The organism is Aeromonas sp. R6-2 (genome assembly GCF_040908155.1).
GTDB classification, from domain to species: domain Bacteria; phylum Pseudomonadota; class Gammaproteobacteria; order Enterobacterales; family Aeromonadaceae; genus Aeromonas; species Aeromonas schubertii.
This window is the reverse complement of sequence record NZ_JBFODE010000029.1, coordinates 75,684-99,136: the sequence shown is the minus strand read 5'-3', so window position 1 is coordinate 99,136 and position 23,453 is coordinate 75,684. Positions and strand designations below refer to the sequence as shown.

Here is a 23,453-nt window from a genome sequence, read left to right as displayed (position 1 = left end):
TTAGGATAATGGACGCTTACTTGAGCTCGTCCACCAGACGCTGGGCGGCGCCTATGTAGTTGGCCGGGGTCAGCTTCTTGAGCTCCACCTTCACCGCGTCGGGCAGCTCGAGGGTGTCGATAAAGGTGCGCATTCCCTCGGCGTCGACGCGGCGGCCACGGGTCAGCTCTTTGAGCTTCTCGTAGGGTTTCTCGATGCCGTAGCGGCGCATCACGGTCTGGATCGGCTCGGCCAGCACTTCCCAGTTGGCGTCCAGGTCGGCGGCCATGGCGGCGCCGTTGGCTTCCAGCTTGGAGATCCCCTTGAGGGTCGCCTGGTAGGCAATCAGGGAGTAGCCCACGGCCACGCCCAGGTTGCGCAGTACGGTCGAGTCGGTGAGATCGCGTTGCCAGCGGGAGATGGGCAGCTTGGAGGCCAGATGCTGGAACACGGCGTTGGCCAGGCCCAGATTGCCCTCGGAGTTCTCGAAGTCGATCGGGTTGACCTTGTGCGGCATGGTGGAGGAGCCGATCTCGCCCGCCACGGTGCGCTGCTTGAAGTGGCCCAGGGAGATGTAGCCCCACACGTCGCGATCGAAGTCGATGAGGATGGTATTAAAGCGTGCCAGGGCGTCAAACAGCTCGGCGATGTAGTCGTGGGGCTCGATCTGGGTGGTGTAGGGGTTCCAGGTCAGGCCCAGAGAAGTAACGAACTCCTCGGAGAACTGGTGCCAGTCAACGAGCGGATAGGCACTGATGTGGGCGTTGTAGTTACCCACGGCGCCGTTGATCTTGCCGAGGAGCTCGACCGCCATGATCTGCTTGAGCTGGCGCTCCAGGCGATAGGCGACGTTGGCCATTTCCTTGCCCATGGTGCTCGGGGTGGCCGGCTGACCGTGGGTGCGCGACAGCAGCGGCAGGTCACGGTATTCGTGTGCCAGGCGCTTGATCTCGCCAATCAGCTTCTCGCAATAGGGCTTGATGACGGTCTCGCGGGCGGTCTTGAGCATCAGGCCGTGGGAGTTGTTGTTGATGTCTTCGGAGGTGCAGGCGAAGTGGATGAACTCGGAGACCGCCTCCAGCTCCGGCAGCTGCGACACTTTTTCCTTCAGGAAGTACTCGACCGCCTTCACATCGTGATTGGTGGTGCGCTCGATCTCCTTGATGCGGGCGGCATCAGCCTCACAAAAGCCACTGACGATCCCGTCGAGCAGTGCGTTGGCATCGCGGCTGAAGGCGGGTACTTCCGGAATCCCGGCGTGACTGGCCAGCTTCTGCAGCCAGCGCACTTCCACTTCAACGCGAAAACGCAGCAGGCCGTATTCGGAGAAGAGGGGGCGCAGCTCGGCCGCCTTGTCGCCGTAACGGCCATCGATGGGGGAAACAGCAGTCAGCGCTGACAGTTCCATGTGGTGAACTCCTGATGGTTTGTGTGGGGGGAAATCAGTATCGCTTGGCGAGCTCCACCATCTTCTTGCGGGCGAAGATGATCTGGCTGCGGCTACCGCCGACCTGGCGCCACAGCACCACGGCGCGGATACCGGCCAGCAGCAGGGCGCGCACCTTGTGCTGCACCATGGGCTGCTGCAGATACAGCGGGGTGCCTGCCACCTGGATGCGCGGGCCTATCGGGCTGATAAGGTCACTGTAGATGCTCGCCATGTTGGAGACGATCTGCTCGTCGAGCAGATCGAAATGTTGCAGCTGTCGGTCGATCTGGCCGATCCGCTCGCTCAGCATACCCAGCAGATCCTTGCGTTTGGCCAGCTTGCGCTCCAGGGCGATCAGGCTGACCACGTAACGGGTCAGCTCGGCATTCTTCTGGCTGCCGTCGGCGCCGAGTTGCTCGACCAGGGCGCGGTAGCCGTCGCGAATGGCCAGATGGGTGTTGTTATAGACCTCGAGTGGCTGGCTCGGATTGGTCACCAGAATGCTGGAGAGGCTCTCGCGCAGGGAGGCCTCGTCGCAGGCGCCGTTACGGGCCACCTGTTGCACCAGGGCGGCCGCCTGGCAGATGCCGGCGAACGCCATGGTTCTATCTTGATACTTGTCGCTCACGTGTCGTCCCTTGTGGTGATGTGGTCAGGGGTGGCGGAAACGCTGCTCGATGACGCCGCCACCGAGACACTCTTCCCCGTCGTAGAAGACGGCAGACTGGCCCGGGGTGACGGCGGCCACCGGCTCATCGAAGGTGACGCGGATGGTCAGATCGTCGATGGGCTCGATGAGGCAGGGGATGTCCTGCTGGCGATAGCGGGTCTTGACGGTGGCACGGCGGGGCTCGCGGATCGGGGTGCGATCGACCCAGTGCAACTGGCTCGCGATGAGGCCGTCGGAGTAGAGGCGCGGGTGCTCCCCTTGCGCCACCACCAGCGTGTTGCGCGCCACCTCTTTGTCGACCACGTACCAGGGCTCGTCGCCGGCGTCTTTCAGGCCGCCGATGCCCAATCCCTTGCGCTGACCCAGGGTATGGTACATGAGCCCCTGATGCTCGCCGATGATCTTGCCATCCACGGTTTCAATGGGGCCCGGCCTGGCCGGCAGATACTGGGCCAGGAAGTCCTTGAACTTGCGCTCGCCGATGAAGCAGATCCCGGTGGAATCCTTCTTCTTGGCGGTGACCAATCCCAGCTCTTCGGCGATGCGGCGCACCTCGGGCTTTTCCAGGTCGCCGACCGGGAACAGGCTCTGGCCGACCTGGGCCTCGCTCAAGGTGTAGAGGAAGTAGCTCTGATCCTTGTTGCCGTCGAGGCCGCGCAGCAGGCGCGGGCGGCCTGTGCTGTCGTCACGGCGCACATAGTGGCCGGTGGCGATGTAGGTGGCCCCCAGCTCTTCGGCGGCAAACTCCAGGAACGCCTTGAACTTAATCTCCTTGTTGCACAGGATGTCCGGGTTCGGCGTGCGACCGGCCTTGTACTCCTCGAGGAAGTGCTCGAAAACGTTGTCCCAGTATTCGGCGGCGAAGTTGATGGTGTGCAGTTCGATGCCGAGCTTGTCGCAGACGGCCTTGGCATCAGCCAAATCCTGGGCGGCAGAGCAGTACTCGTCCGTGTCGTCCTCTTCCCAGTTCTTCATGAACAGGCCTTCGACCTGGTAGCCCTGCTGCTTGAGCAGGTAGGCCGAGACGGAAGAGTCCACGCCGCCGGACATGCCGACGATCACCTTGATTTGGCTGTTGTCTGTCATCAGTAATGGAAATCCTTGAAATTAACGGGGCGCATTCTATCAGAATTTGACGCCCCGGGTCATATCGCGCTGAGTTTCGCTGCCGGGCTACAGATGAGCCTGTAGCGCCTGCAGGGGCAGGCGGGTGCCGGCCAGATAGTTCTCGACGGTCTGCCACACCAGAGGGCTGCGCAGGGCTCCGCGGTGGGCGGCGAGCTCGCCGATACTCCACCAGTGACAGGCGAGCACATCCCCGTCGGGATCCTCTGGATGGTGGTTGCCGGGCGGGTTTTCAAGCTCGAAGATAAATGCAAAGCGCACGAAGGTGGCGGCGCCGTCGCGGGGACGAAACAGGCTGGCCCCGAGCCAGGCGCCCGGGCTGGCCACCAGGCCGCTCTCCTCGCGCAGCTCCCGGCACACTGCCTCTATCAGGGTCTCTCCCTCTTCCACATGACCGGCGGGCTGGTTGAAGCGGCGCTCGCCTTCTATCTCTTCCTCTACCATCAGAAAGCGCCCCTGCCAGTGGACCAGGGCGGCGACCGTGAGCCGGGTCTCCATGGCTTACTCTCCTTGCTTGTGGCGAGCCGGGCGACGGGCCGTGCCACGCCCTTTGCCGGCCGGACGGTTTGCCCGGCTCGCCGGGTGGTGCTCGCGGGTCCTGGTCTTGGTCGGCTGCCGTGGCGCTGTGGCGCGCGGGGGTAATTCGGGGGCCGGCAGGGTGCGATATTCACCCGGCGCCAGATTGTCCAGGGTCCACTGACCGATGGCGTAGCGGATGAGGCGTAAGGTCGGATGGCCGATGTGGGCGGTCATGCGCCGCACCTGGCGGTTGCGCCCCTCGACGATGGTGATCTCGAGCCAGCTGGTGGGGATCGCCTTGCGCTCGCGGATGGGGGGCGTGCGCTCCCACACGGCGGGTGGCGCCATGCGGCGCACCCGGGCCGGCAGGGTGGGGCCGTCGTTGAGGGTCACCCCGGCGCACAGGGCCTGGATCGCCTCGTCCGTGGGCTCCCCCTCCACCTGCACCCAGTAGGTCTTGGGCTGCTTCTCCCCCGGTTGGGTGAGGCGTGCCTGCAGGAGGCCGTCGCTTGTGAGCAGCAAGAGCCCCTCGCTGTCTCTGTCGAGCCGGCCGGCGGCATAGATGCCGGGCTCCTTGATGTAATCCTTGAGGGTCTCGCGACCCGCCTCGTCGGTGAACTGGCACAGCACCATGTAGGGCTTGTTGAAGAGCACTATGCTACGCGCCTCGGGGGAGGGGCGTGGCCTGGTGTCATCGGGACGGCGAGACCGGGGAGGGCGCAAGGGGGTCATAAAAGCGATTACCTGCGGGCGGTAGTTGGATGGCGCGCAGTGTAGCAGATGCCCTTTCCCCACGGCCAATGGCGGCTAATCCGATGAGTCATAAAGCCCTGGTGAGCCATTTCTTTTCAGGGTGGGACGGGCTAAGATGGCCCCGCTCTACTTACACAATGATAACAATCGGATGTTAGGAGATGCCGATGGAAAGCAAAGTAGTTATCCCCTCCCAGGGCCAGAAGATCACCGTCGCCGCCGGCGGCAAGCTGAATGTGCCGAACAACCCCATCATCCCCTACATCGAGGGTGACGGCATCGGTGTCGATGTGACCCCGGCCATGCTCAAGGTGGTCGATGCCGCCGTCGAGAAGGCCTACCAGGGCGAGCGCAAAATCGCCTGGATGGAGATCTTCACCGGTGAGAAATCCACCCACGTCTATGGCGAAGGCGTCTGGCTGCCGGCCGAGACCCTGGAGTTCATCCGCGAATACTGCGTGGCCATCAAGGGCCCCCTGACCACCCCGGTCGGCGGCGGCATTCGCTCCCTCAACGTGGCCCTGCGCCAGGAGCTGGATCTCTACGTCTGCCTGCGTCCGGTTCGTTACTACGAAGGGACCCCGAGCCCGGTCAAGCGTCCGGATCTGACCGACATGGTGATCTTCCGCGAGAACGCCGAAGACATCTACGCCGGTATCGAGTGGAAGGCCGACAGCGACGAAGCCAAGAAGGTGATTGCCTTCCTGCAAAACGAGATGGGCGTGAAGAAGATTCGCTTCCCCGAGTCCTGCGGCATCGGCATCAAGCCCATGTCCAAGGCCGGTACCGAGCGCCTGGTCCGTGCCGCCATCGAGTACGCCATCGACAATGATCGCGACTCCGTGACCCTGGTACACAAGGGCAACATCATGAAGTTCACCGAAGGTGCCTTCAAGGATTGGGGCTACGCCCTGGCCCAGAAAGAGTACGATGCCCAGCTTATCGACGGCGGCCCCTGGTGCTCCTTCAAGAACCCGAAAACCGGCAAGACCATCGTCGTCAAGGATGTCATCGCCGACGCCTTCCTGCAGCAGATCCTGCTGCGTCCGGCCGAGTATGACGTCATCGCCTGTATGAACCTCAACGGTGACTACATCTCCGACGCCCTGGCGGCCCAGGTCGGCGGCATCGGCATCGCCCCGGGTGCCAACATCGGTGACGGTGTGGCCCTGTTCGAAGCGACCCACGGCACCGCGCCGAAATACGCAGGTCAAGACAAGGTCAACCCGGGCTCGCTCATCCTCTCTGCCGAGATGATGCTGCGCCACCTGGGCTGGGTTGAGGCGGCCGACCTCATCGTCAAGGGGATGGAAGCGGCGATCCGCAACAAGACCGTCACCTATGACTTCGAGCGTCTGATGGAAGGGGCCACGTTGCGCTCCTGCTCCCAGTTCGCCCAGGACATGATCGACCAGATGTAAGTCTGTGAAGATGCAAAAGGCCAGCCCCACGGGGCTGGCCTTTTTTATGGGCGCCTGGCGTCAGACGCTGCGCGCGCTCAGGTCGCCGGGGCGAAGCGGCCGAGCAGGGCGGCGCTGGCGTCGCTCACGCCTGTCAGTTGCACCTCGGTGCCGGCAGCCTCGAAGCGGCGGCGCACCGTGGCCAGGGCCTCGGCGGCGCTGAGATCCCAGAAGTGGGCATCACTGACATCGATCACCACCCGCTCCAGGGATTCACCGGTGTCAAAGCCGGCGCAGAACTGCTCTGTGCTGGCGAAGAAGACCTGGCCGTGCACCCGATAGGTGCGGGTGGCGCCGTGGCGCTCGCTGTCGCTGTGTACCAGCAGGGTGCGCGCCACCTTGTGGGCGAAGAAGAGGCAGGCCAGCAGCACCCCGGTCAGCACCCCGAGGGCCAGGTTGTGGGTCACCACCACCACGGCCACCGTGCTCAGCATCACCAGGTTGGTGGCCAGGGGCGTCTTGTGCATGCGCAGCACCGAGCCCCAGGAGAAGGTGCCGATGGATACCATGATCATCACCGCCACCAGGGCCGCCATGGGGATCTGGCGGATCCACTCGTCCAGGAACACCACCATGACGATGAGCAGGGCTCCTGCCACCAGGGTAGAGAGGCGGCCGCGGCCACCGGATTTCACGTTGATGACCGACTGGCCGATCATGGCGCAGCCCGCCATGCCACCCATCAGGCCGGCGGCGATGTTGGCCAGCCCCTGGCCCTTGCACTCGCGGTGGCGATCGCTGCGGGTGGCGGTCATCTCGTCGACGATGGCAGCGGTCATCAGGGATTCGAGCAGCCCCACCACGGCCAGGGCGGCGGAGTAGGGGAAGATGATGGCCAGGGTCTCGAGATTGAGGGGCACCTCGGGCCACATGAAGACCGGCAGGGTGTCCGGCAGGGCGCCCATGTCACCGACCGTGCGCACCTCGAGGCCGAGACCGACGCTCACCGCGGTGAGCAGCACGATGCACAGCAGCGGCGAGGGGAGCAGGGTACCGATGCGCGGCAGGCGCGGGAACAGGTAGATGATGCCAAGCCCGGCTGCGGTCATGGCGTAGACCTGCCAGCTGACGTTGGTCAGTTCCGGCAACTGGGCCATGAAGATGAGGATGGCCAGGGCGTTGACAAAACCGGTCACCACAGAGCGCGAGACGAAGCGCATCAGGGCGGCGAGGCGCAGGTAGCCGGCCAGGATCTGCAGCAGGCCGGTGAGCAGGGTGGCGGCCATCAGGTATTGCAGGCCGTGCTCGCGCACCAGGGTCACCATCAGCAGGGCCATGGCGCCGGTGGCGGCGGAGATCATGGCCGGGCGGCCGCCGGTGAAGGCGATGATGACGGCGATGCAGAAGGAGGCGTAGAGCCCCACCTTGGGATCGACGCCGGCGATGATGGAGAAGGCGATGGCCTCCGGGATCAGGGCCAGGGCCACGACCGTACCCGACAGCAGATCCCCCCTGACATTACCGAACCACTCTTGTTTGATGCGCTCACGCATGGGTTGTGTAGCTCCTTGTGGCGCCCTTGGCGCTCGTTATTGTGATGGTGCGCTGGCCGCGCGGCGCGCGACTCTAACAAAGGGGAGGGGCAGGGGCAAGGCGACAGGCGAATGTGGTGATGGTGGATTGATCGTTTCAATATTTCTTGTATAGTTGAATGGTTGACGCGAATCGAGGATCTCACATGTCACAACCCATGCCTTCCGAGAGCGCCGTCAGGGTGCTCGAATCCCTCGCCTCGCCGGTGCGGCTGGCCGCCTGGCGAGAGCTGGTGCGGGCCGGCCTCGATGGCATGGTGGCCGGAGAGTTGGCCACGGCGCTCGAGGTGGCCCCCAACACCCTCTCGTTTCACTTGAAGGCCATGCTGGGCGCCAACTTGCTGAGCGTCGAGCAGGAGGGGCGGTTCTTGCGTTATCGCGCCAACATCCCCCTGATGCTCGGGCTCATCGGTTATCTCACCGAGGAGTGCTGCGCCGGTCACCCCGAGGCGTGCGAGGCCTTGCGCGCCGATGCCGGCTGCTCCCCGGCCGTGCTGCCCCCCACCTGTTGCAACAAGGAGTGATCTGATGGCGATCCAACTCTTCGATCCGGCGCTCTGCTGCGCCAGTGGCGTCTGCGGCACCGAGGTCGACCCGGCCCTGGTCACCTTCGCCGCCGATCTGGCCTGGCTGCGCGAGCAAGGGGTGGCCTTTGAGCGCTACAACCTGGCCCAGCAGCCCATGATGTTTGCCGACACCCCGGCGGTGAGCGCCTTCCTGGCCCTGGCGGGCGAGGAGGGGCTGCCGCTCACTCTGGTCGATGGTCAGGTGGTGCTGACCGGTCGCTACCCGAGCCGGCGCGAGCTGGCCCGCTTCGCCGGCCTGGCCGCCCCTTCCCCGATCAAGGGGATCGTCAAACCCTGTCAGCCCGGCAGCGGCTGCTGCTAAGGAGAGACCATGTCGGCCTTTTTGCACGATGCGCCCCCCTATCTCTTCTTCACCGGCAAGGGCGGGGTGGGCAAGACCTCGCTTGCCTGTGCCAGCGCCATCGCCCTGGCCGGGCGCGGGCGGCGGGTGCTGCTGGTGAGCACGGATCCCGCCAGCAACGTGGCGCAGGTGTTCGAGACCCCCATCGGCAACCGGATCACGACCATAGGAGTGGTGCCGGGGCTGTGCGCCCTCGAGATCGATCCCCAGGCCGCCGCGCGCGACTATCGCGAGCGGATCGTCGGCCCGGTGCGCGGTCGTCTGCCCGAGGCGGTGGTGCACCGCATCGAGGAGCAGCTCTCCGGCGCCTGCACCACCGAGATCGCCGCCTTCGATGAGTTCACCGCCCTGCTCACCGACCCGGCCCTGCGCGCCGAGTACGACCACATACTGTTTGACACGGCGCCGACCGGCCACACCCTGCGCCTGCTGCAACTGCCCGGCGCCTGGAGCGAGTTTCTCGAGCAGGGCAAGGGGGATGCCTCCTGCCTAGGCCCCCTGGCCGGCCTCGACAAGCAGCGCCATCGCTACCGCGCCGCCGTGGAAGCCCTGTGTGACGGAATGCAGACACGCCTGGTGCTGGTGGCCCGCGCCCAGGGGGCGACCCTGCGCGAGGTGGCCCGCACCGGCAAGGAGCTGGCGGCCCTGGGTATCACCCATCCCCATCTGGTGCTCAACGGCCTCTTCCCCGAGGCGGCCATCGCCGGGGATCCCCTGGCCGCGGCCCTGTGGCGGCGCGAGCAAGAGGCCCTCGCCCAGCTGCCGGGGGATCTCGCCACCCTGCCCCAGAGCCGGCTGCCGCTGCTCGACACCAACCTGGTCGGGGTCGATGCCCTGCGCGCCCTGCTGGCAGGGCAGGGGAGTGGCGCGTCGGCAGCGGTCGAGGTGGCGCCCTCACCCCTGCCGCCCTTGAGCTCGCTGGTGGACTCCCTCGAGGGGGAGGGGCATGGCCTCATCATGCTGATGGGCAAGGGCGGGGTGGGCAAGACCACCCTGGCCGCCGCCGTCGCCCTGGAGCTGGCGCGCCGTGGCCATCGGGTGCACCTGTCGACCTCGGATCCGGCGGCGCACCTGAGCGAGACCCTGGCCGAGGCGTCACAGACGCTGACGGTCAGCCGAATCGATCCCGAGGCAGAGACGATCCGTTATCGCGAGCAGGTATTGGCGAGCAAGGGGGGCGGTCTCGATGCCGCCGGCCGCGCCCTGCTGGAAGAGGATTTGCGCTCCCCCTGCACCGCCGAGATCGCCGTGTTCCAGGCGTTTTCACGCATCATCCGCGAGGCGGGGCGCCAGCTCGTGGTGATGGACACGGCCCCGACCGGCCATACCCTGCTGCTGCTTGACGCCACCGGTGCCTACCACAGGGAGGTGGCCCGCCAGATGGGCAGCAAGGGGCTGCACTTCACCACTCCCATGATGCAGTTGCAGGACCCGGCGCGCACCAAGGTGCTGATCGTGACCCTGCCCGAGCCCACCCCTGTGCTGGAGGCGGCCGCCCTGCAGGCCGACCTGCGCCGCGCCGGCATCGAGCCCTGGGGCTGGCTGGTCAATCAGGTGCTACCGGACACGGTGAGCGCGCCCCTGCTGCGGCTGCGTGCATGCGCCCAGCGGCCGCAACTGGCGGCGGTCACGGCCCAGAGCCTGCGCGCGGCCAGCGTGCCGCTGCAGGTGGTCGAGCCGGTTGGCAGCGCAGCCCTGCTTGCCCTTACTCAACCCTAAGTCCAAGGGTGGCCCGGGTGGCCACCCCCCAATCCGGAGTCTCTATGTTTCACCCCTCTGCCAGCCCCATCGGCTTCTTCGAACGCTACCTTACCGCCTGGGTAGCCCTCTGCATCCTGGTCGGCATCGCCCTGGGCCAGGGGCTGCCCGGTCTCTTCAAGACCATCGGTGCCCTCGAGGTGGCCCGGGTCAACCTGCCGGTCGGCCTGCTCATCTGGGTGATGATCATCCCCATGCTCATCAAGATCGACTTCGCGGCCCTGCACCAGGTGCGCGAGCACGTGAGGGGGATCGGGGTGACGCTCGTCATCAACTGGCTGGTCAAGCCCTTCTCCATGGCCTTGCTGGGCTGGATCTTCATTCGCGGCCTGTTTGCCGATCTGCTGCCGGCGGATCAACTGGACAGCTATGTGGCGGGGCTGATTCTGCTTGCCGCCGCCCCCTGCACCGCCATGGTGTTTGTCTGGAGCCGGCTGGTGAACGGCAACCCCTACTTCACCCTCTCCCAGGTGGCGCTCAACGATCTCATCATGGTGGTGGCCTTTGCCCCTCTGGTGGCGCTGCTGCTCGGTGTCTCCAGCATCACTGTGCCGTGGGATACCCTGCTCACCTCTGTGCTGCTCTATATCGTGGTGCCGGTGATCCTGGCCCAGTGGCTGCGCCGGCGCGCCCTGGCCCGTGGCACCCTCGAGCCTCTGCTGAGCCGGATCCAGCCCTGGAGCATGGCTGCCCTGCTGCTCACCCTGGTGCTGTTGTTTGCCTTCCAGGGGGAGCAGATCCTGGCCCAGCCCCTGGTGATTGCGCTGCTGGCCGTGCCTATCCTAATTCAGGTCTTCTTCAATGCAGGGCTCGCCTACTGGCTTAACCGCGCCGTCGGTGAGCAGCACGCGGTGGCCGGCCCCTCGGCCCTCATCGGGGCGTCGAACTTCTTCGAGCTGGCGGTGGCTGCGGCCATCAGCCTGTTTGGTTTCCACTCCGGGGCGGCGCTCGCCACCGTGGTCGGCGTCCTCATCGAGGTGCCGGTCATGCTGCTGGTGGTGCGCATCGTCAACCGGAGTCAATCCTGGTATCAACAATCACAAGGAGCTCATTGATGAGCATCACCATCTATCACAACCCCGAGTGCGGCACCTCCCGCAACACCCTCGAGATGATCCGCAACAGCGGCGTCGAGCCGACCGTCATCCACTATCTGGAGACCCCGCCCGATCGTGCCACCCTGGTGGGGCTGATCGCCGCCATGGGGATCCCGGTGCGTGCCCTGCTGCGCCAGAACGTCCCCCCCTTCGAGGCGCTCGGGCTGGCCGAGGATCGTTTCAGCGATGACGAGTTGATCGACGCCATGCTGGCCCACCCCCTCCTCATCAACCGCCCGATCGTGGTCACTGCGCTCGGGACGCGTCTGTGCCGCCCCTCCGAGCGGGTGCTCGATATTCTGCCCTCTCAGCAAAAAGGGGCCTTCGCCAAGGAGGACGGGGAGCAGGTGGTCGATGCGCACGGCAAGCGGATCGTAGAGGGGGAATGATCAGCCACCGTTCATGGGTTTGGGGGTAAGATGGAGCCATCTGTCAACCGAGGACAACGACGATGAGAAGAGGGAGTCTGGCCCTGCTGGTGGCCGCCATGCTGGCTCAGCCGGCCCACGCCGACTGGGACAAGATCAAATCCGCCGCCGCCGATCTGGGCAGTGCCCTGAGCGAGACCGGCAAGGAGACATGGCAGAGCGTTTCGGACTTTTCCAAACAGACCTGGGACTCCCTCTCTGCCTGGGGCTCAGATGCCTATAACCAGGCCGGGGAGTGGACCGCCCAGAGTGCCGCCAAGGGCAAGGAGTGGCTGACGGTGGCGGACAAGAAGCTCGACGAGATGCTCGAGCCCACCACGCCCGAGCAGGCTCGTACGGCCCTCGACACCATGGCCGACACCGCCCTGGTGCGCCTCTTTAACGAGCAGCCCTCGGCCAAGCTCCTGTTTGACAGCGCCTACGGCTATGCGGTCTTCGACTCGCGCAAGTTCTCCCTGATGTTGCACACCAATCAGGGGGCCGGGGTGGCGGTCAACCGCAAGAGCGGCCAGCACACCTATATGAAGATGTTCGGCGCCGGGCTCGCCGCCGGCTTTGGCGGCAAGTTCTACCAGCAGGTGATCCTGTTCGAGAGCCGCGAGACCTTCGAGCGTTTCGTCACCCAGGGGTGGGAGGCGACCTCCGAGGTGGGGGTGGTGGCCGGCAAGGAGAGTGCCGAACTCAAGGCCAAGTACAACGGCGGCATGGCCATCTACCAGATCGGGGAGAAGGGGTTGCTGCTCGATGCCAACATCTCGGGCTCCAAATATTGGGTGGACAAGGATCTCACCCCCTAAGCAGGAGGGCGGCCATGGCCGCCCTCCCTTTTTGCACCGAGCCTGTTGCCATCGCCCTCGACGCTACTGCATCAGCGCCTCCAGGGCATCGGCCAGGGGGGTGACCAGCGTGAGGGGCAGGGAGGGTCTGACCGGACGGCGCAGCAGCCGCTCCTCGAGTTGGAACAGCCCCGAGATGGCACCGTAGCCGAGCCAGGGGATGGGCTCGGCTTCCCAGCGTCTGAGGTGGGTGGTGAGAGAGCCGCGATAGGCCCAGGGCTGGGTGGCAAGCGAGCCGTCGCCGCCCAGGATCAGCTCGCTCAAGGTGTCGGCGAAGAGCAGGCTGGCGCCCACCCCTTCTCCCCCGTAGCCGCCGAGGGTGGCGAGCCCGAGGCGGGGGTCGAACAGAGCGTGGGGGCGAAAGCGCCGTGCCATCCCCAGGGTTCCCCCCCAGCCATGGGTGATGGCCACCCCGGCGAGATGGGGGAAGAGGGCGAGCAGCAGATCCGCGCGCAGATCGAACTCATCCCCCTTGGGCGCATCCCCCAGGTGCCGAGGCGTGAAGGGAAAGCGGGTCCTGACTCGGCCCCCGAAACGGTAACCGCCACGGGCACCAAACACCAGGCGCCCATCGGCGCTGCGCTGGCCATAGGTGACAAGGCGTGAGGCGTCGGCAAAGGTCTCATGGCGGTGCAGGCCAATGCGTTGCCACTGGGACTCGCTCAGGGGCTCGGTGGCGAGCAGCAGGCTCTGCACCGGCAGGGTGGCCCCTTGATCGAGCCCAAGCAGCCGCTGGTATCCCTCCAGTGCCGAGACGATCACCCCGGCGCGTACCGTATGTTCCTTGAGATGCACGCTCCCCGGAGAGAGGCGTAGCACCGGACTCTGCTCATAGAGGGAGATGCCGGCCGCCTCCACCGCCCTTGCCAGGCCCCGCACCAGCTTGAGGGGATGGACCCGGGCGCAGTGAGGGGTGTAGAGGGCGAGATCCCCGTCCGGCAGCTCGAGCGCCTCTCGCGCCTGAGCCCCCTCGAGGCGCCGCACATCCTCCTCCCCGAAACCGGCCTGGCGCAGGGTGGCCAGCTCCTCCTCGAGGCGCAGTCGCTGCTCGGGGTAGCGGGCGGCCATATGCAGGTTGCCCCCGTGCTCGAGGTCGCACGCGATCCCGAGCCCTGCGAGCTCGGTCGCCGCCCTGGCCACGGTACCTGTGATGAGACGCCGGGTCTGTTCACGCCGCTCTCCATCGAGCATGGCCAGATAATTCAGATCGCCCGAGAAGCCGCCCATGAGCCAGCCCCCGTTGCGCCCCGAGGCGCCTTCGCCGGCAATCCCGGCCTCCAGCAGGGCGATGCGCAGGGAGGGATCCCGTCGTTTAAGGAGCAGGGCGCTCCACAGGCCCGAGTAACCGGCACCCAGGATGGCGATATCCACGTCGAGATCCCGGGTGAGAGGGGGACGAGGGGTGAGGGGCTCCCCCAGGGTGTGGGCCCAGAGGGTGTCTGTCAGGGTATGGGGCATGCAGCGAACTCCGTTTCGACTGTTTGCATCAGCCTACTGGGAGGGGAGACCCGGACCAAGTAAAAAAAAGCAGGTCCGCACCGTGCGGACCTGCTTGGCACACTTGGATGGTGCTTACAGCACCTTGGCGATGGCGTCGCAGAGGGGATCGATGTTGGCGCGGGTGATGCCGGCCACGCTGATCCGGCCGGAGCCGACGATGTAGATGGCAAACTCTTCCTTCAGGCGAGCCACCTGCTCCTTGGAGAGACCGGAGAAGGAGAACATGCCGTTCTGACGAGCGATGAAGGAGAAGTCCTCGCTCACGCCGCGCTCGGCCAGCTTGGCCACCAGCAGTTCGCGCATCTCGCGGATGCGCTCGCGCATCTCGGCCACTTCGCTGACCCACAGCGCGTAGAGGGCGGGATCATTGACCACGGCGGTCACCACGGCGGCACCGTGAGAGGGCGGGTTGGAGTAGTTGGCGCGGATGACGGTCTTGACCTGGGTGAAGGCGGTGTCGGCCACGGCCTTGTTGGCGGCAACCAGGGTGAAGGCGCCGACCCGCTCGTTGTAGAGACCGAAGTTCTTGGAGAAGGAGCTGGCCACCAGCAGCTCGCCGTGGGAGCGGGCGAAGATGCACAGCCCCTCGGCGTCCTCTTCGATGCCGCGGGCGAAGCCCTGGTAGGCGAAGTCGAACAGGGGCAGCCAGCCGGCGGCGGCGCTCTGCTCGGCCAGGGCCTCCCACTGGGCGGTGGTGGGATCGATGCCGGTCGGGTTGTGGCAGCAGCCGTGCAGCAGCACCACGTCACCGCGCTCGACCTCGCGCAGGGAGGCCTGCATGGCGGCAAAGTCGAGATCCTTGCTGGCGGGGTCGTAGTACTTGTACCACTTCACCTCGAGCCCGGCGGCCTGGAACACGCTGACGTGGTTGGCCCAGGTGGGGTCGGAGATCCAGACCGTCTTGGCGAGCTGGTTGCGCGCGATGAACTCGGCGGCGATGCGCAGGGCACCGGTGCCGCCCGGTGCCTGGGCTGTCTTGGCGCGGCCCGAGGTGATGAGCTCGGCCCCCTTGCCAAACAGCAGTCCCTGCACGATGCGGGCGTACTCCTGGTTGCCCTCGATGCCGAGGTAGTTTTTGGTCTTCTCGTCGGTCAGCAGTTTCTGCTCGGCCTGCTTGACGCACTTGAGGATGGGGGTGGCTCCCGATTCGTCCTTGTAGATGCCGACACCCAGATTGATCTTGTGCTCACGCTCGTCGCTGCGAAACGCTTCGGTGAGGCCAAGAATGGGGTCTGCGGGGGCGGCTACAACCTTTTCAAACATGATGATCCCTGTAATTCCGTTGTGGTAGTGGGGGCGGTCCTTGGAGGCAAACAGAGGCGCCCGCCCCAACTGCCGTGCGGACGCCTCGGTCGCTTCTTTATACCACTGCCGAAGTAGGGGGAAAAGCGCTGTACGGCGCCCGTGCGTGGGGCGCCTTGAAACTAATCCCGTTTAGCCGACGGCGTCCCAGTGACGGGCCAGGGCGAGCAGCTCGGCAGGCAGGGTGAGCCCCTGCTCGATGAGGGGGGTGAGTCGCGCCAGCAGGGGGCGTGGCAGGCGGCTGGGCTCCCAGCTGGCGCCCTCCAGCGGCTTGCCGTAGTGGCGCAGGTGTGCGCTCAGATCGGTGGGTAGCCAGCAGGTCAGTGGACGGCCGGTGCGTTCGGCCAGGGTGCGGGTGCGCTCGATCCCGGCCGGATCGAGATCGGTGAGGTGGCTCCAGCTCACGGCGGCGGGCAGGGCGGCGCACAGGTGTTCCATCAGATCCTGTCCAGCCGGAGGCAACCAGGCGAGCAGGGTGGCCGGCGGCAGGGGCAGGGTGGTGAAGACGCCGGTTCTGTCCGTGGTGATGAGGCGCGCCATGGGCTCCCCGTTGCTGATGAGCTTGCCCAAGCCTGGCAGGGTGCGCTCGGGCAGGGCGATCTCGCCCAGGGTCTCGAGCAGGGGGGCGCCATCGACCAGGCGCCCTCCCGCGAAGAAGAGGCTCAAGGGGAGGGAGGCGCGCAGGCGCACCACCCTGTCCTGGCTGGTCTCGACCCCCCGCTCGGCCAGACGAACCTGCTCGTCAGGGGTAAAGAGGGGATGACGCCCCTGGCGCCGATAGAGGGCGGCCAGCAGGCGCAGATTGACCGGGGTGGGGAGGGTGAGCCCCTGCTCGTGGAGCCACTCCTCCGGATCCTGAGGGGCCTGCTCGAGTTGCCCCAGGGCCAGGGCACGGGTGAGGTAGCGCCGGCCCGCTTCGGTCAGCCCATAACGGTGGGGCGAGTGGGTCAGCAGCAGTCCGTTTTCCAGCATCAGGCTCACCAGTGGCTGCAGGTTGCGCGAGCGGATCAGCACCGAGGGCTGAGTCATCAGCTGCTCGGCCACCTCCTTGAGCATGCCGGAAGAGAAGTCGATGTTGGTCATAGTCCCTCCAAACCAGCGCACTACTCTACTGGCCCCTCTTCGGGACGCAAGGGGGAGGGGACTGGCGCGTGATCCGGCGCCGATTTGTGGCCGCCGCACCTTCCCCGTACAATCCCTTTTTTCCCCATTTCGGAGTCCGTATGTTTCGTGAACTGGTCCGCCACCCCGACTTTTTGCTGATCGACAAGGGGCCCGGGATCGGCATGCACGAGGAGGACGGCGCCCCCGGCATCGTCACCCTGGTGCGCGAGGCGACCGGGCTCGAGCTCTACCCGGTGCACCGGCTCGACAAGATGACCTCGGGGCTGCTGTTGCTGGCCCGCCACCCACAGGCCAACCGCGCCCTGAGCCAGGGCTTTGCCGAGCGGCGCATGAAAAAGCAGTACCTGGCCCTCTCCGATCGGCGCCCCTTGAAGAAGCAGGGGCTCATCAGGGGGGACATGAAGAAGGGGCGCGGCGGCAGCTGGATGTTGACCCGCACCCTGGATAATCCCGCCATCAGCCGTTTCGACTCGACCCTGGTGCGCGAGGGGCTGCGGCTGTTTCGCATCCGCCCCGAGACCGGCAAGACCCACCAGATCCGGGTCGCCCTGAAAAGCGTCGGCGCCCCCATCCTCGGCGACGAGCGCTACGGCGGCACCCCCGCCGATCGCGGCTATCTGCACGCCTGGCGCCTGGGGTTCGAGCACGGCGGTGAAACCTTTGACTTCGTCTCTTCCCCCGAGTGGGGGGCGCTCTTCGTGCTGCCCGAGACCCGCGCCGCCATCGAGGCTCTCGCCCCGTGAACCTGATCCTGGCCGACTATGACGGCACCCTGACGGCGGGGGACAGCCATGGGGCTCTGCTGCGCCATATCCTCCTCCGTCGTCGCTGGCCCCTGCTCCTGGTGCTGTTGCTCAGCCCCCTGCTCTTGCTGCTCGGGCTGCTTTCCCGCCCCAAGGCGGTGTGGCTGCTCTGGTGGTGCGCGACCCTGGGGGGTGACGGGTGGAGCTGGCGGTGCTGGGTGGCGGATTATGCCCGGCGCGAGGCGTCGCTCTTTAGCGAGGCCAGGGAGTTGCTCGTCCGAGAGGGAGAGAGGGTCTGGGTGGTGAGCGCCTCACCGCGCGCCCTGGTGCGGCGCAGGCTCCATCACCAACTGGGCGGCCTTCGGGTGGGACGGGTGCTGGGTAGTCGCATGAGGTTTTCTCTCGGGGCCATAGTGCCACGCCACTACAGCTTCGGGGCGGCCAAACGGGATCTGCTGCCGGGAATGGAGAGTGGCTGCGCCGAGCTGGCGCTCTCCGATGCCCTCTCGGATCTCCCCCTGCTCGCCCTGGGGCGGCAGGCCTGGCTCATCAACCCCTCGCCGAGGCGATTGGCGCAGGGACGTGAACGCTTGCCTGAGTTGATGGCCCGTCACTGGCACTGAGCACCCCTGTCAGCTTTTGCTGACAGGGAGGACGGTCCGAGTGGCCTTTCGTTGCCGCAAGTAACATCTTCTTTACATCCTGTCGCAGTTTGCCTCATCCAGAGTGGTGAGCTCTCCCCTTCCTTTTCCCTGTGTTGACGGTCTAATGAAACAAACCGTTAACATTGGGACAAGGAGCCACCCATGACTGAGTACAACCCCCTGGGAACCGACGGGTTCGAGTATGTGGAATACACGGCCCCCTCGACCGCCGGCATCGATGCCCTGAAGCAGCTGTTTGCCTCTCTGGGCTTTGCCGAAGTCGCCAAGCATCGCAACAAGCAGTGCTGGCTCTATCGCCAGGGCGACATCAACTTCGTCATCAATGCCGAGCCCCACTCCCAGGCCGAGGCCTTCGCCGAGCAGCACGGACCGAGCGTGTGCGGCATGGCGTTTCGGGTGGCCGATGCGGGCAAGGCCCAGCGCCATGCCCTGGCCCAGGGGGCCAAGCCGTTTGTTGGCAAGATAGGGCCGATGGAGCTCAACATCCCGGCCATCTACGGGATCGGCGAGAGCACCCTGGCCTTTGTGGATCGCTACGGGGAGAAGGGCTCCATCTACGAGGTGGATTTTGTCTTCTACCCGGATTGGCAGGCGCGCATGGCCGCTGTGGATGCGGGGCTGACCGAGATCGACCACCTGACCCACAACGTCTATCGCGGCAACATGGACTTGTGGGCCCAGTTCTACGAGCGAGTCGGCAACTTTCGCGAGATCCGCTACTTCGACATCGAGGGCAAGCTGACGGGCCTGCATTCGCGCGCCATGACGGCTCCGTGCGGCAAGATCCGCATCCCCATCAACGAGTCGGCGGACGACAAGTCCCAGATCGAGGAGTACCTGCGTCAGTACAAGGGAGAGGGGATCCAGCACATCGCCCTCGGCACTCGCGACATCTACCACACCATTCGCACCCTGCGCGGCCGTGGCACCGGTTTTATGCCGACCCCGGAGACCTACTACGAGCAGGTGGACGAGCGGGTGGCGGGCCACGGTGAGCCCCTGAATGCCTTGCGTGAGCTGCGCATCCTCATCGACGGGGCACCCGAGAAGGATGGCATCCTGTTGCAGATCTTCACCGACACCGTCATCGGTCCGGTCTTCTTCGAGATTATCCAGCGCAAGGGTAACGAGGGATTCGGTGAGGGCAACTTCAAGGCCCTGTTTGAATCGATTGAGCTGGACCAGATTCGCCGCGGGGTATTGAGCGATGCGTAAATGGATTAGTTTCCCCCACCGTGAGGGGGTCTGCTCGCGCCAGGCCCACGCCGACTTCCCCGAGGAGGGGATCTACGAGCGGGAGCTGGGGCGCGGCGGTTTCTTCGGGCCCGCCTCCCACATCCACCATCGCCACGCCCCGACCGACTGGGTGAGCTGGGAGGGGCCACTGCGCCCGCGCCTGCTCGACCTCAATGGTCTCAAGGAAGAGAGCAGCGCCCTCTCTCCCTGGGTGGTGCCGGATATCCTCAGCAACCCCCACTGCAAGATGCGAGTGTGGCGCCTCGCCGAGCCCATGCCGTTTCTGGTGCGTAACGCCGACGGGGATGAGCTGCTCTTCATCCACGAAGGCGCGGGAGAGCTCTTTTGCGACTATGGGCACTTAAGCTTCTCGGAAGGGGACTACCTGCTGATCCCGCGCGGCACCATGTGGCGTCTCGAGCCGAGCGCCCCCCTGTTTGTGCTGATGATCGAGGCGACCAACGACAGCTTCCAGCTGCCGGAGAAGGGGCTGGTGGGCAACCACGCCATCTTCGACCCCGCCGCCCTCGGGGTGCCGGCCATCGACGACGCCTTCCTCGCCCAGCAGAGCGAGGAGCCCTGGTCGCTGCAAATAAAGCGCCACAGCCAGGTTTCGGTGGTCACCTGGCCCTTCAACCCGCTCGACGCCATCGGTTGGCACGGGGATCTCTGCGTGGTGCGCCTCAACTGGCGCGACATCCGTCCCCTGATGAGCCACCGTTATCACCTGCCGCCGTCGGCCCACACCACCTTCGTGGCGAGCCGCTTCGTGGTCTGCACCTTCGTGCCGCGCCCCATCGAGAGCGATCCGGGGGCCCTCAAGGTGCCCTTCTACCACAACAACGATGACTTCGATGAGGTGCTCTTCTACCACGCGGGGGATTTCTTCAGCCGCGACAACATCGAGAAGGGCATGCTCACCTTCCACCCGGCCGGCTTCACCCATGGCCCCCATCCCAAGGCCTTCGCCGCGGGCCAGGCCTATGCCAAGAAGTTCACCGACGAGGTGGCCGTGATGCTCGACACCCGGGATGCCCTGATGCTGGGCGAGGTGTGCGAGCGGGTAGAAAACCGGGAATACGTCAACAGCTGGCAGCGCCAGAGCAAGGAGCAATGAATGAAACTGGCGACACTGAAGAATGGCCGTCGTGATGGGGAGCTGGTGGTGGTGAGCCGGGATCTGCGCCGTGCCTGCCGGGTGGGTGCGATCGCCCCCACCCTGCAGGCGGCCCTCGACGACTGGGCCGCCCTGGCCCCGCGTCTGGAGCAGGTCTATCGCGCCCTGTGTGACGATGCCGTGGCCGATGCCTTTGCGTTTGACCAGGCCCAGTGCCTCTCCCCCCTGCCGCGCGCCTACCAGTGGGCGGACGGCAGCGCCTATGTCAACCATGTGGAGCTGGTGCGAAAGGCTCGCGGCGCCGAGATGCCCGAGAGTTTCTGGCACGATCCCCTGATGTACCAGGGGGGGAGCGACAGCTTCATCGCCCCGCGCGATCCCATCCTGATGGCCGATGAGGCCTGGGGCATCGACTTCGAGTCCGAGGTGGCGGTCATTACCGACGATGTGCCCATGGGGGTGAGCGAGGCGGCGGCCCTCGGCCACATCAAGCTGTTGATGCTGGTTAACGACGTGAGCCTGAGAAACCTCATTCCCGGAGAGCTCGCCAAGGGGTTTGGCTTCTTCCAGTCCAAGCCGTCGAGCGCCTTCTCGCCGGTGGCGGTGACGCCCGATGAGCTGGGGGACGCCTGGCAGGGGGGCAAGGTGCACCTCAAGCTCGAGACCTGGCTCAACGACGCCCTGTTTGGCGCCCCTGATGCCGGTGTCGACATGACCTTCGGGTTTTCCACTCTGGTGGCTCATGCGGCCCATACCCGGCCGCTCGGAGCCGGCGCCATCATCGGCTCGGGGACTGTCTCCAACTACGATCGCAGCGCCGGTGCGTCGTGTATCGCCGAGCGGAGAATGCTCGAGATCATGGATTCGGGTGCGCCCGCTACGCCCTTCCTGCGCTTTGGTGATAGAGTGGTCATCACGATGCGAAACGAGTCCGGTGGGGAGATCTTCGGACGCATCGAGCAGGAGGTGCGGCCTTACGAGCCGCGCTAGGGCGGGGTAGCCCGTGACATTGAGGTATCTTATGTTGAAGCTGTATGGATATTGGCGCTCGTCGGCCTCGTTTCGGGTGCGGATCGTGTTGGGACTCAAGGGCATAGTCTATGAACAGATCCCGGTAAACCTGAGGAGCGGTGAGCAGGGAGAGAAGAGCTACCGCCGTCTCAATCCCCAGGGGCTGGTCCCCTTTCTGGTGGACGGGGAGTGGGGGCTGGGTCAGTCGGTGGCCATCATGGAATATCTGGACGAGACCTATCCGGCTTATCCTCTGCTCCCCTCGTCTCCCCAGGAGCGGGCCCGGGTGCGCCAGATCGTCGGCATGATCGCCTGTGATGTGCACCCTCTCAATAACCTGCGCGTGCTCAACTACCTGGAGAGCGAATTCGGCGTGCGGCAACAGCAGCAAGAGACCTGGTACCTGCACTGGATCCGCGAGACCTTCCGGGCCCTGGAGCAGATGCTGTCGGCCTGCAGCGGCATCTACTGTGTGGGTGACGAGGTGACCCTGGCAGATTGCATGCTGGTGCCCCAGATCTACAACGCCCGCCGCTACAACATGGATATCTCGGTGTTTCCCAATATCCAGCGGATCCATGACAACTGCATGGCCCTGCAGGCGTTTGCCGACGCCGCCCCCGAGCGGCAGCCGGACGCCCAGTAACGAGCCGTCTGTCACGGGAGCGGGGCCTTGGGCCCCGCTGTTTTATCTCACATTCCCACCGTTCGCCCCTTGCCAGTGTGCTCCTCTCTTTGTAACGTCGTTGCGCCAGCAAGGAGGGATCTATGCGTTTTATCGATTTACGAAGTGATACGGTCACCCAACCCACCGACGACATGCGTCGGGTGATGCTTCACGCCCAGGTGGGAGATGATGTCTACGGGGAGGATCCCACCGTCAACCGGCTGGAAGCCTATGCGGCCGGGCTGCTCGGCAAAGAGGCAGCCCTGTTCGTGCCAAGTGGCACCATGTCCAATCTGCTCGGCGTCATGAGCCACTGCCAGCGCGGCGAGGCGGCGCTGGTCGGCCATCATGCCCATATCTACCGCTACGAGGCGGGTGGCAGCGCCGTGCTCGGCTCTGTGGTGCTGCAGGCTATCCCCATGCAGGCAGACGGTCAGCTGCCCCTGGAGGCCCTGCAGGCTGCGGTGGCCCCCGACGATGCCCACTTCGCCCAGGCGCGTCTGGTGTGCCTCGAGAACACCCACAACGGTCGCGTACTGTCGGCGGACTATCTCGCCGAGGTGACCTCCTGGGCCAAAGGGCAGGGGCTCTCGCTGCATCTGGACGGGGCTCGCCTGTTCAATGCGGCCGTCGCCTGTGGCCGCTCGGCCCGCGAGATAGCCGCTCCCTTCGATTCAGTCTCCATCTGCCTCTCCAAGGGGCTGGGTGCTCCGGTCGGCTCCGTGCTGGTGGGGTCGCAGGCGCTGATCGCCCGGGCGCGTCGCCTGCGCAAGATGGTCGGTGGCGGCATGCGCCAGGCCGGGGTGCTGGCGGCGGCCGGACTGTTTGCCCTGGAACACCATGTGGAGCGCCTGGCGGATGATCACCGCCGCGCCGCACGCTTGGCCGAAGGGTTGTCGGCCATTCCTGGTATCCGGGTGGAGAGTGCCCAGACCAATATGCTGTTCTTGCATATGGACGGGCGCGAGCTGGCCGAGGTGGGCCCCTTCATGCGCGAGCGTGGCATCCTCTGCTCGGGGTATGGGCTGATGCGGTTGGTGACCCATCTGCAGATCAGCGATGACGATGTGGAGGAGGTGATCGACGCCTTCGCCGAGCTGATGGGCAGTCGTTGAGGGAAAAGGATGAGGGCGCCGTTGGCGCCCTCACTTATTGCTGGCTGGCCAGCATGGCCTCGTCGGTGACGTCGTAGATCATGATGGCGATGTGGCTCACCTGGCCGCCGAAGTCGGCCAGAGGCACCAGGGTCAGGTTCTGGTACATGTGCGGCGCGGCCCCTGTGATGGGTCGGTAGTTGGAGAAGCGCAGCAGGTAGGGCTTTTGCTCCCAGGTACTGAAGGCGCGGTTGTTGAGCTTGAAGACCATGTTGGCCTTGCGCTCGAGCCATTTTCTATCCACCTCGGGGAAGAGATCGAACAGGTTGCCGTCGCGCACCTCATGGGTAAAGCGGCCGCTGTGGCTCTCCATAAAGCCGTTCCACACCTGGATCTTGAAGTCGCGGTCCAGCACCACCAGCCCCACGTCCAGATTCTGGACTATGTTCATCAACCAGTGAAATTCCCTGATATCCATGG

At 65.5% G+C, this 23,453-nt stretch carries 24 protein-coding genes; 14 read left to right on the top strand and 10 right to left on the bottom strand.

What is annotated here, in order from left to right; genetic code table 11:
* Positions 1-16 precede the first annotated feature (16 nt).
* The 5 genes from purB to AB5Y48_RS05200 all read right to left on the bottom strand — a co-directional run bounded on the left by purB (position 17) and on the right by AB5Y48_RS05200 (position 4,454).
* On the bottom strand, positions 17-1,387 hold the full coding sequence (purB, locus tag AB5Y48_RS05220; RefSeq protein WP_050665858.1) for an adenylosuccinate lyase: 1,371 nt from the start codon (positions 1,385-1,387) through the stop codon (positions 17-19).
* A 34-nt stretch (positions 1,388-1,421) separates the two neighbouring features.
* On the bottom strand, positions 1,422-2,036 hold the full coding sequence (gene hflD, locus AB5Y48_RS05215; protein ID WP_050665859.1) for a high frequency lysogenization protein HflD: 615 nt from the start codon (positions 2,034-2,036) through the stop codon (positions 1,422-1,424).
* A 24-nt stretch (positions 2,037-2,060) separates the two neighbouring features.
* A complete protein-coding gene (gene mnmA / locus AB5Y48_RS05210; RefSeq protein ID WP_050665860.1) occupies positions 2,061-3,164 on the bottom strand; it encodes a tRNA 2-thiouridine(34) synthase MnmA in 1,104 nt (367 codons plus the stop codon).
* An 87-nt stretch (positions 3,165-3,251) separates the two neighbouring features.
* Complete coding sequence (locus AB5Y48_RS05205) at positions 3,252-3,701, bottom strand: NUDIX domain-containing protein (protein ID WP_368163925.1); 450 nt, start codon at positions 3,699-3,701, stop codon at positions 3,252-3,254.
* A 3-nt stretch (positions 3,702-3,704) separates the two neighbouring features.
* A complete protein-coding gene (locus tag AB5Y48_RS05200) occupies positions 3,705-4,454 on the bottom strand; it encodes a pseudouridine synthase (protein WP_060585499.1) in 750 nt (249 codons plus the stop codon).
* A gap of 188 nt (positions 4,455-4,642) precedes the next feature.
* Here AB5Y48_RS05200 and icd point away from each other — a divergent pair, with 188 nt between their 5' ends.
* Positions 4,643-5,896 (top strand): NADP-dependent isocitrate dehydrogenase, encoded by a 1,254-nt coding sequence (gene icd, locus AB5Y48_RS05195; protein WP_050665862.1) that lies wholly within the window; start codon positions 4,643-4,645, stop codon positions 5,894-5,896.
* A 77-nt stretch (positions 5,897-5,973) separates the two neighbouring features.
* On the opposite strand, the gene AB5Y48_RS05190 is transcribed toward icd, so the two are convergent.
* Entirely contained in the window at positions 5,974-7,428 is a 1,455-nt protein-coding gene (locus AB5Y48_RS05190; protein WP_368163923.1) for a SulP family inorganic anion transporter, read from the bottom strand.
* Between the two features lie 197 nt (positions 7,429-7,625).
* On the opposite strand from AB5Y48_RS05190, the gene AB5Y48_RS05185 reads away from it, so the two are divergent.
* The 6 genes from AB5Y48_RS05185 to AB5Y48_RS05160 all read left to right on the top strand — a co-directional run bounded on the left by AB5Y48_RS05185 (position 7,626) and on the right by AB5Y48_RS05160 (position 12,474).
* Entirely contained in the window at positions 7,626-7,991 is a 366-nt protein-coding gene (locus tag AB5Y48_RS05185) for an ArsR/SmtB family transcription factor (protein ID WP_368163983.1), read from the top strand.
* 1 nt (position 7,992) lies between these two features.
* Entirely contained in the window at positions 7,993-8,355 is a 363-nt protein-coding gene (gene arsD / locus AB5Y48_RS05180; protein ID WP_136614660.1) for an arsenite efflux transporter metallochaperone ArsD, read from the top strand.
* A gap of 9 nt (positions 8,356-8,364) precedes the next feature.
* Positions 8,365-10,113: an arsenical pump-driving ATPase gene (gene arsA / locus AB5Y48_RS05175; protein WP_368163921.1), complete on the top strand. Its 1,749-nt coding sequence runs from the start codon at positions 8,365-8,367 to the stop codon at positions 10,111-10,113.
* Between the two features lie 44 nt (positions 10,114-10,157).
* Positions 10,158-11,207, top strand: a complete 1,050-nt coding sequence (arsB, locus tag AB5Y48_RS05170) for an ACR3 family arsenite efflux transporter (RefSeq protein ID WP_368163919.1) — start codon at positions 10,158-10,160, stop codon at positions 11,205-11,207.
* Positions 11,204-11,638, top strand: a complete 435-nt coding sequence (gene arsC / locus AB5Y48_RS05165; protein WP_197273654.1) for a glutaredoxin-dependent arsenate reductase — start codon at positions 11,204-11,206, stop codon at positions 11,636-11,638. Before arsB ends, arsC begins: the two co-directional genes overlap by 4 nt.
* A gap of 62 nt (positions 11,639-11,700) precedes the next feature.
* On the top strand, positions 11,701-12,474 hold the full coding sequence (locus tag AB5Y48_RS05160; protein WP_050665868.1) for a hypothetical protein: 774 nt from the start codon (positions 11,701-11,703) through the stop codon (positions 12,472-12,474).
* Between the two features lie 63 nt (positions 12,475-12,537).
* On the opposite strand, the gene AB5Y48_RS05155 is transcribed toward AB5Y48_RS05160, so the two are convergent.
* The 3 genes from AB5Y48_RS05155 to AB5Y48_RS05145 all read right to left on the bottom strand — a co-directional run bounded on the left by AB5Y48_RS05155 (position 12,538) and on the right by AB5Y48_RS05145 (position 16,398).
* Positions 12,538-13,971, bottom strand: coding sequence for an NAD(P)/FAD-dependent oxidoreductase (locus tag AB5Y48_RS05155; protein ID WP_368163918.1), 1,434 nt, complete (start codon positions 13,969-13,971; stop codon positions 12,538-12,540).
* 114 nt (positions 13,972-14,085) lie between these two features.
* Positions 14,086-15,276, bottom strand: coding sequence for an amino acid aminotransferase (locus tag AB5Y48_RS05150; protein ID WP_368163916.1), 1,191 nt, complete (start codon positions 15,274-15,276; stop codon positions 14,086-14,088).
* A 171-nt stretch (positions 15,277-15,447) separates the two neighbouring features.
* The gene (locus AB5Y48_RS05145; protein WP_368163914.1) at positions 15,448-16,398 is read right to left on the bottom strand and encodes a hypothetical protein; all 951 of its coding nucleotides are present in this window, start codon (positions 16,396-16,398) and stop codon (positions 15,448-15,450) included.
* Between the two features lie 140 nt (positions 16,399-16,538).
* Here AB5Y48_RS05145 and AB5Y48_RS05140 point away from each other — a divergent pair, with 140 nt between their 5' ends.
* The 7 genes from AB5Y48_RS05140 (at position 16,539) to ltaE (ending at position 22,994) form a co-directional block, all read left to right on the top strand.
* Positions 16,539-17,183 carry a TIGR01621 family pseudouridine synthase gene (locus tag AB5Y48_RS05140; protein WP_050665872.1) on the top strand — a complete coding sequence of 215 codons (645 nt, stop codon included), beginning with the start codon at positions 16,539-16,541 and terminating at the stop codon, positions 17,181-17,183.
* On the top strand, positions 17,180-17,806 hold the full coding sequence (locus AB5Y48_RS05135; protein WP_368163912.1) for a haloacid dehalogenase-like hydrolase: 627 nt from the start codon (positions 17,180-17,182) through the stop codon (positions 17,804-17,806). Before AB5Y48_RS05140 ends, AB5Y48_RS05135 begins: the two co-directional genes overlap by 4 nt.
* Before the next feature lie 183 nt (positions 17,807-17,989).
* Complete coding sequence (gene hppD, locus AB5Y48_RS05130; RefSeq protein ID WP_050665874.1) at positions 17,990-19,063, top strand: 4-hydroxyphenylpyruvate dioxygenase; 1,074 nt, start codon at positions 17,990-17,992, stop codon at positions 19,061-19,063.
* Positions 19,056-20,201 (top strand): homogentisate 1,2-dioxygenase, encoded by a 1,146-nt coding sequence (locus AB5Y48_RS05125; RefSeq protein WP_050665875.1) that lies wholly within the window; start codon positions 19,056-19,058, stop codon positions 20,199-20,201. The genes hppD and AB5Y48_RS05125 overlap by 8 nt, the downstream gene beginning before the upstream one ends.
* Positions 20,202-21,191, top strand: a complete 990-nt coding sequence (locus AB5Y48_RS05120; protein WP_050665876.1) for a fumarylacetoacetate hydrolase family protein — start codon at positions 20,202-20,204, stop codon at positions 21,189-21,191. It abuts the gene before it with no gap.
* Between the two features lie 31 nt (positions 21,192-21,222).
* Positions 21,223-21,858, top strand: a complete 636-nt coding sequence (maiA, locus tag AB5Y48_RS05115; protein WP_050665877.1) for a maleylacetoacetate isomerase — start codon at positions 21,223-21,225, stop codon at positions 21,856-21,858.
* A 122-nt stretch (positions 21,859-21,980) separates the two neighbouring features.
* A complete protein-coding gene (gene ltaE, locus AB5Y48_RS05110) occupies positions 21,981-22,994 on the top strand; it encodes a low-specificity L-threonine aldolase (protein ID WP_050665878.1) in 1,014 nt (337 codons plus the stop codon).
* 34 nt (positions 22,995-23,028) lie between these two features.
* On the opposite strand, the gene AB5Y48_RS05105 is transcribed toward ltaE, so the two are convergent.
* Positions 23,029-23,451 carry a PAS domain-containing protein gene (locus tag AB5Y48_RS05105; protein ID WP_050665879.1) on the bottom strand — a complete coding sequence of 141 codons (423 nt, stop codon included), beginning with the start codon at positions 23,449-23,451 and terminating at the stop codon, positions 23,029-23,031.
* Positions 23,452-23,453: the final 2 nt, after the last annotated feature.

Coding starts and splice junctions, on each gene's coding strand:
- AB5Y48_RS05125 (WP_050665875.1), top strand. CDS start 19,056: ATGCGTAAATGGATTAGTTTCCCCCACCGTGAGGGGGTCTGCTCGCGC.
- mnmA (WP_050665860.1), bottom strand. CDS start 3,164: ATGACAGACAACAGCCAAATCAAGGTGATCGTCGGCATGTCCGGCGGC.
- AB5Y48_RS05120 (WP_050665876.1), top strand. CDS start 20,202: ATGAAACTGGCGACACTGAAGAATGGCCGTCGTGATGGGGAGCTGGTG.
- AB5Y48_RS05150 (WP_368163916.1), bottom strand. CDS start 15,276: ATGTTTGAAAAGGTTGTAGCCGCCCCCGCAGACCCCATTCTTGGCCTC.
- AB5Y48_RS05190 (WP_368163923.1), bottom strand. CDS start 7,428: ATGCGTGAGCGCATCAAACAAGAGTGGTTCGGTAATGTCAGGGGGGAT.
- ltaE (WP_050665878.1), top strand. CDS start 21,981: ATGCGTTTTATCGATTTACGAAGTGATACGGTCACCCAACCCACCGAC.
- arsA (WP_368163921.1), top strand. CDS start 8,365: ATGTCGGCCTTTTTGCACGATGCGCCCCCCTATCTCTTCTTCACCGGC.
- AB5Y48_RS05200 (WP_060585499.1), bottom strand. CDS start 4,454: ATGACCCCCTTGCGCCCTCCCCGGTCTCGCCGTCCCGATGACACCAGG.
- AB5Y48_RS05185 (WP_368163983.1), top strand. CDS start 7,626: ATGCCTTCCGAGAGCGCCGTCAGGGTGCTCGAATCCCTCGCCTCGCCG.
- AB5Y48_RS05140 (WP_050665872.1), top strand. CDS start 16,539: ATGTTTCGTGAACTGGTCCGCCACCCCGACTTTTTGCTGATCGACAAG.
- purB (WP_050665858.1), bottom strand. CDS start 1,387: ATGGAACTGTCAGCGCTGACTGCTGTTTCCCCCATCGATGGCCGTTAC.
- AB5Y48_RS05205 (WP_368163925.1), bottom strand. CDS start 3,701: ATGGAGACCCGGCTCACGGTCGCCGCCCTGGTCCACTGGCAGGGGCGC.
- maiA (WP_050665877.1), top strand. CDS start 21,223: ATGTTGAAGCTGTATGGATATTGGCGCTCGTCGGCCTCGTTTCGGGTG.
- arsB (WP_368163919.1), top strand. CDS start 10,158: ATGTTTCACCCCTCTGCCAGCCCCATCGGCTTCTTCGAACGCTACCTT.
- AB5Y48_RS05105 (WP_050665879.1), bottom strand. CDS start 23,451: ATGGATATCAGGGAATTTCACTGGTTGATGAACATAGTCCAGAATCTG.
- icd (WP_050665862.1), top strand. CDS start 4,643: ATGGAAAGCAAAGTAGTTATCCCCTCCCAGGGCCAGAAGATCACCGTC.
- AB5Y48_RS05160 (WP_050665868.1), top strand. CDS start 11,701: ATGAGAAGAGGGAGTCTGGCCCTGCTGGTGGCCGCCATGCTGGCTCAG.
- AB5Y48_RS05145 (WP_368163914.1), bottom strand. CDS start 16,398: ATGACCAACATCGACTTCTCTTCCGGCATGCTCAAGGAGGTGGCCGAG.
- AB5Y48_RS05155 (WP_368163918.1), bottom strand. CDS start 13,971: ATGCCCCATACCCTGACAGACACCCTCTGGGCCCACACCCTGGGGGAG.
- hppD (WP_050665874.1), top strand. CDS start 17,990: ATGACTGAGTACAACCCCCTGGGAACCGACGGGTTCGAGTATGTGGAA.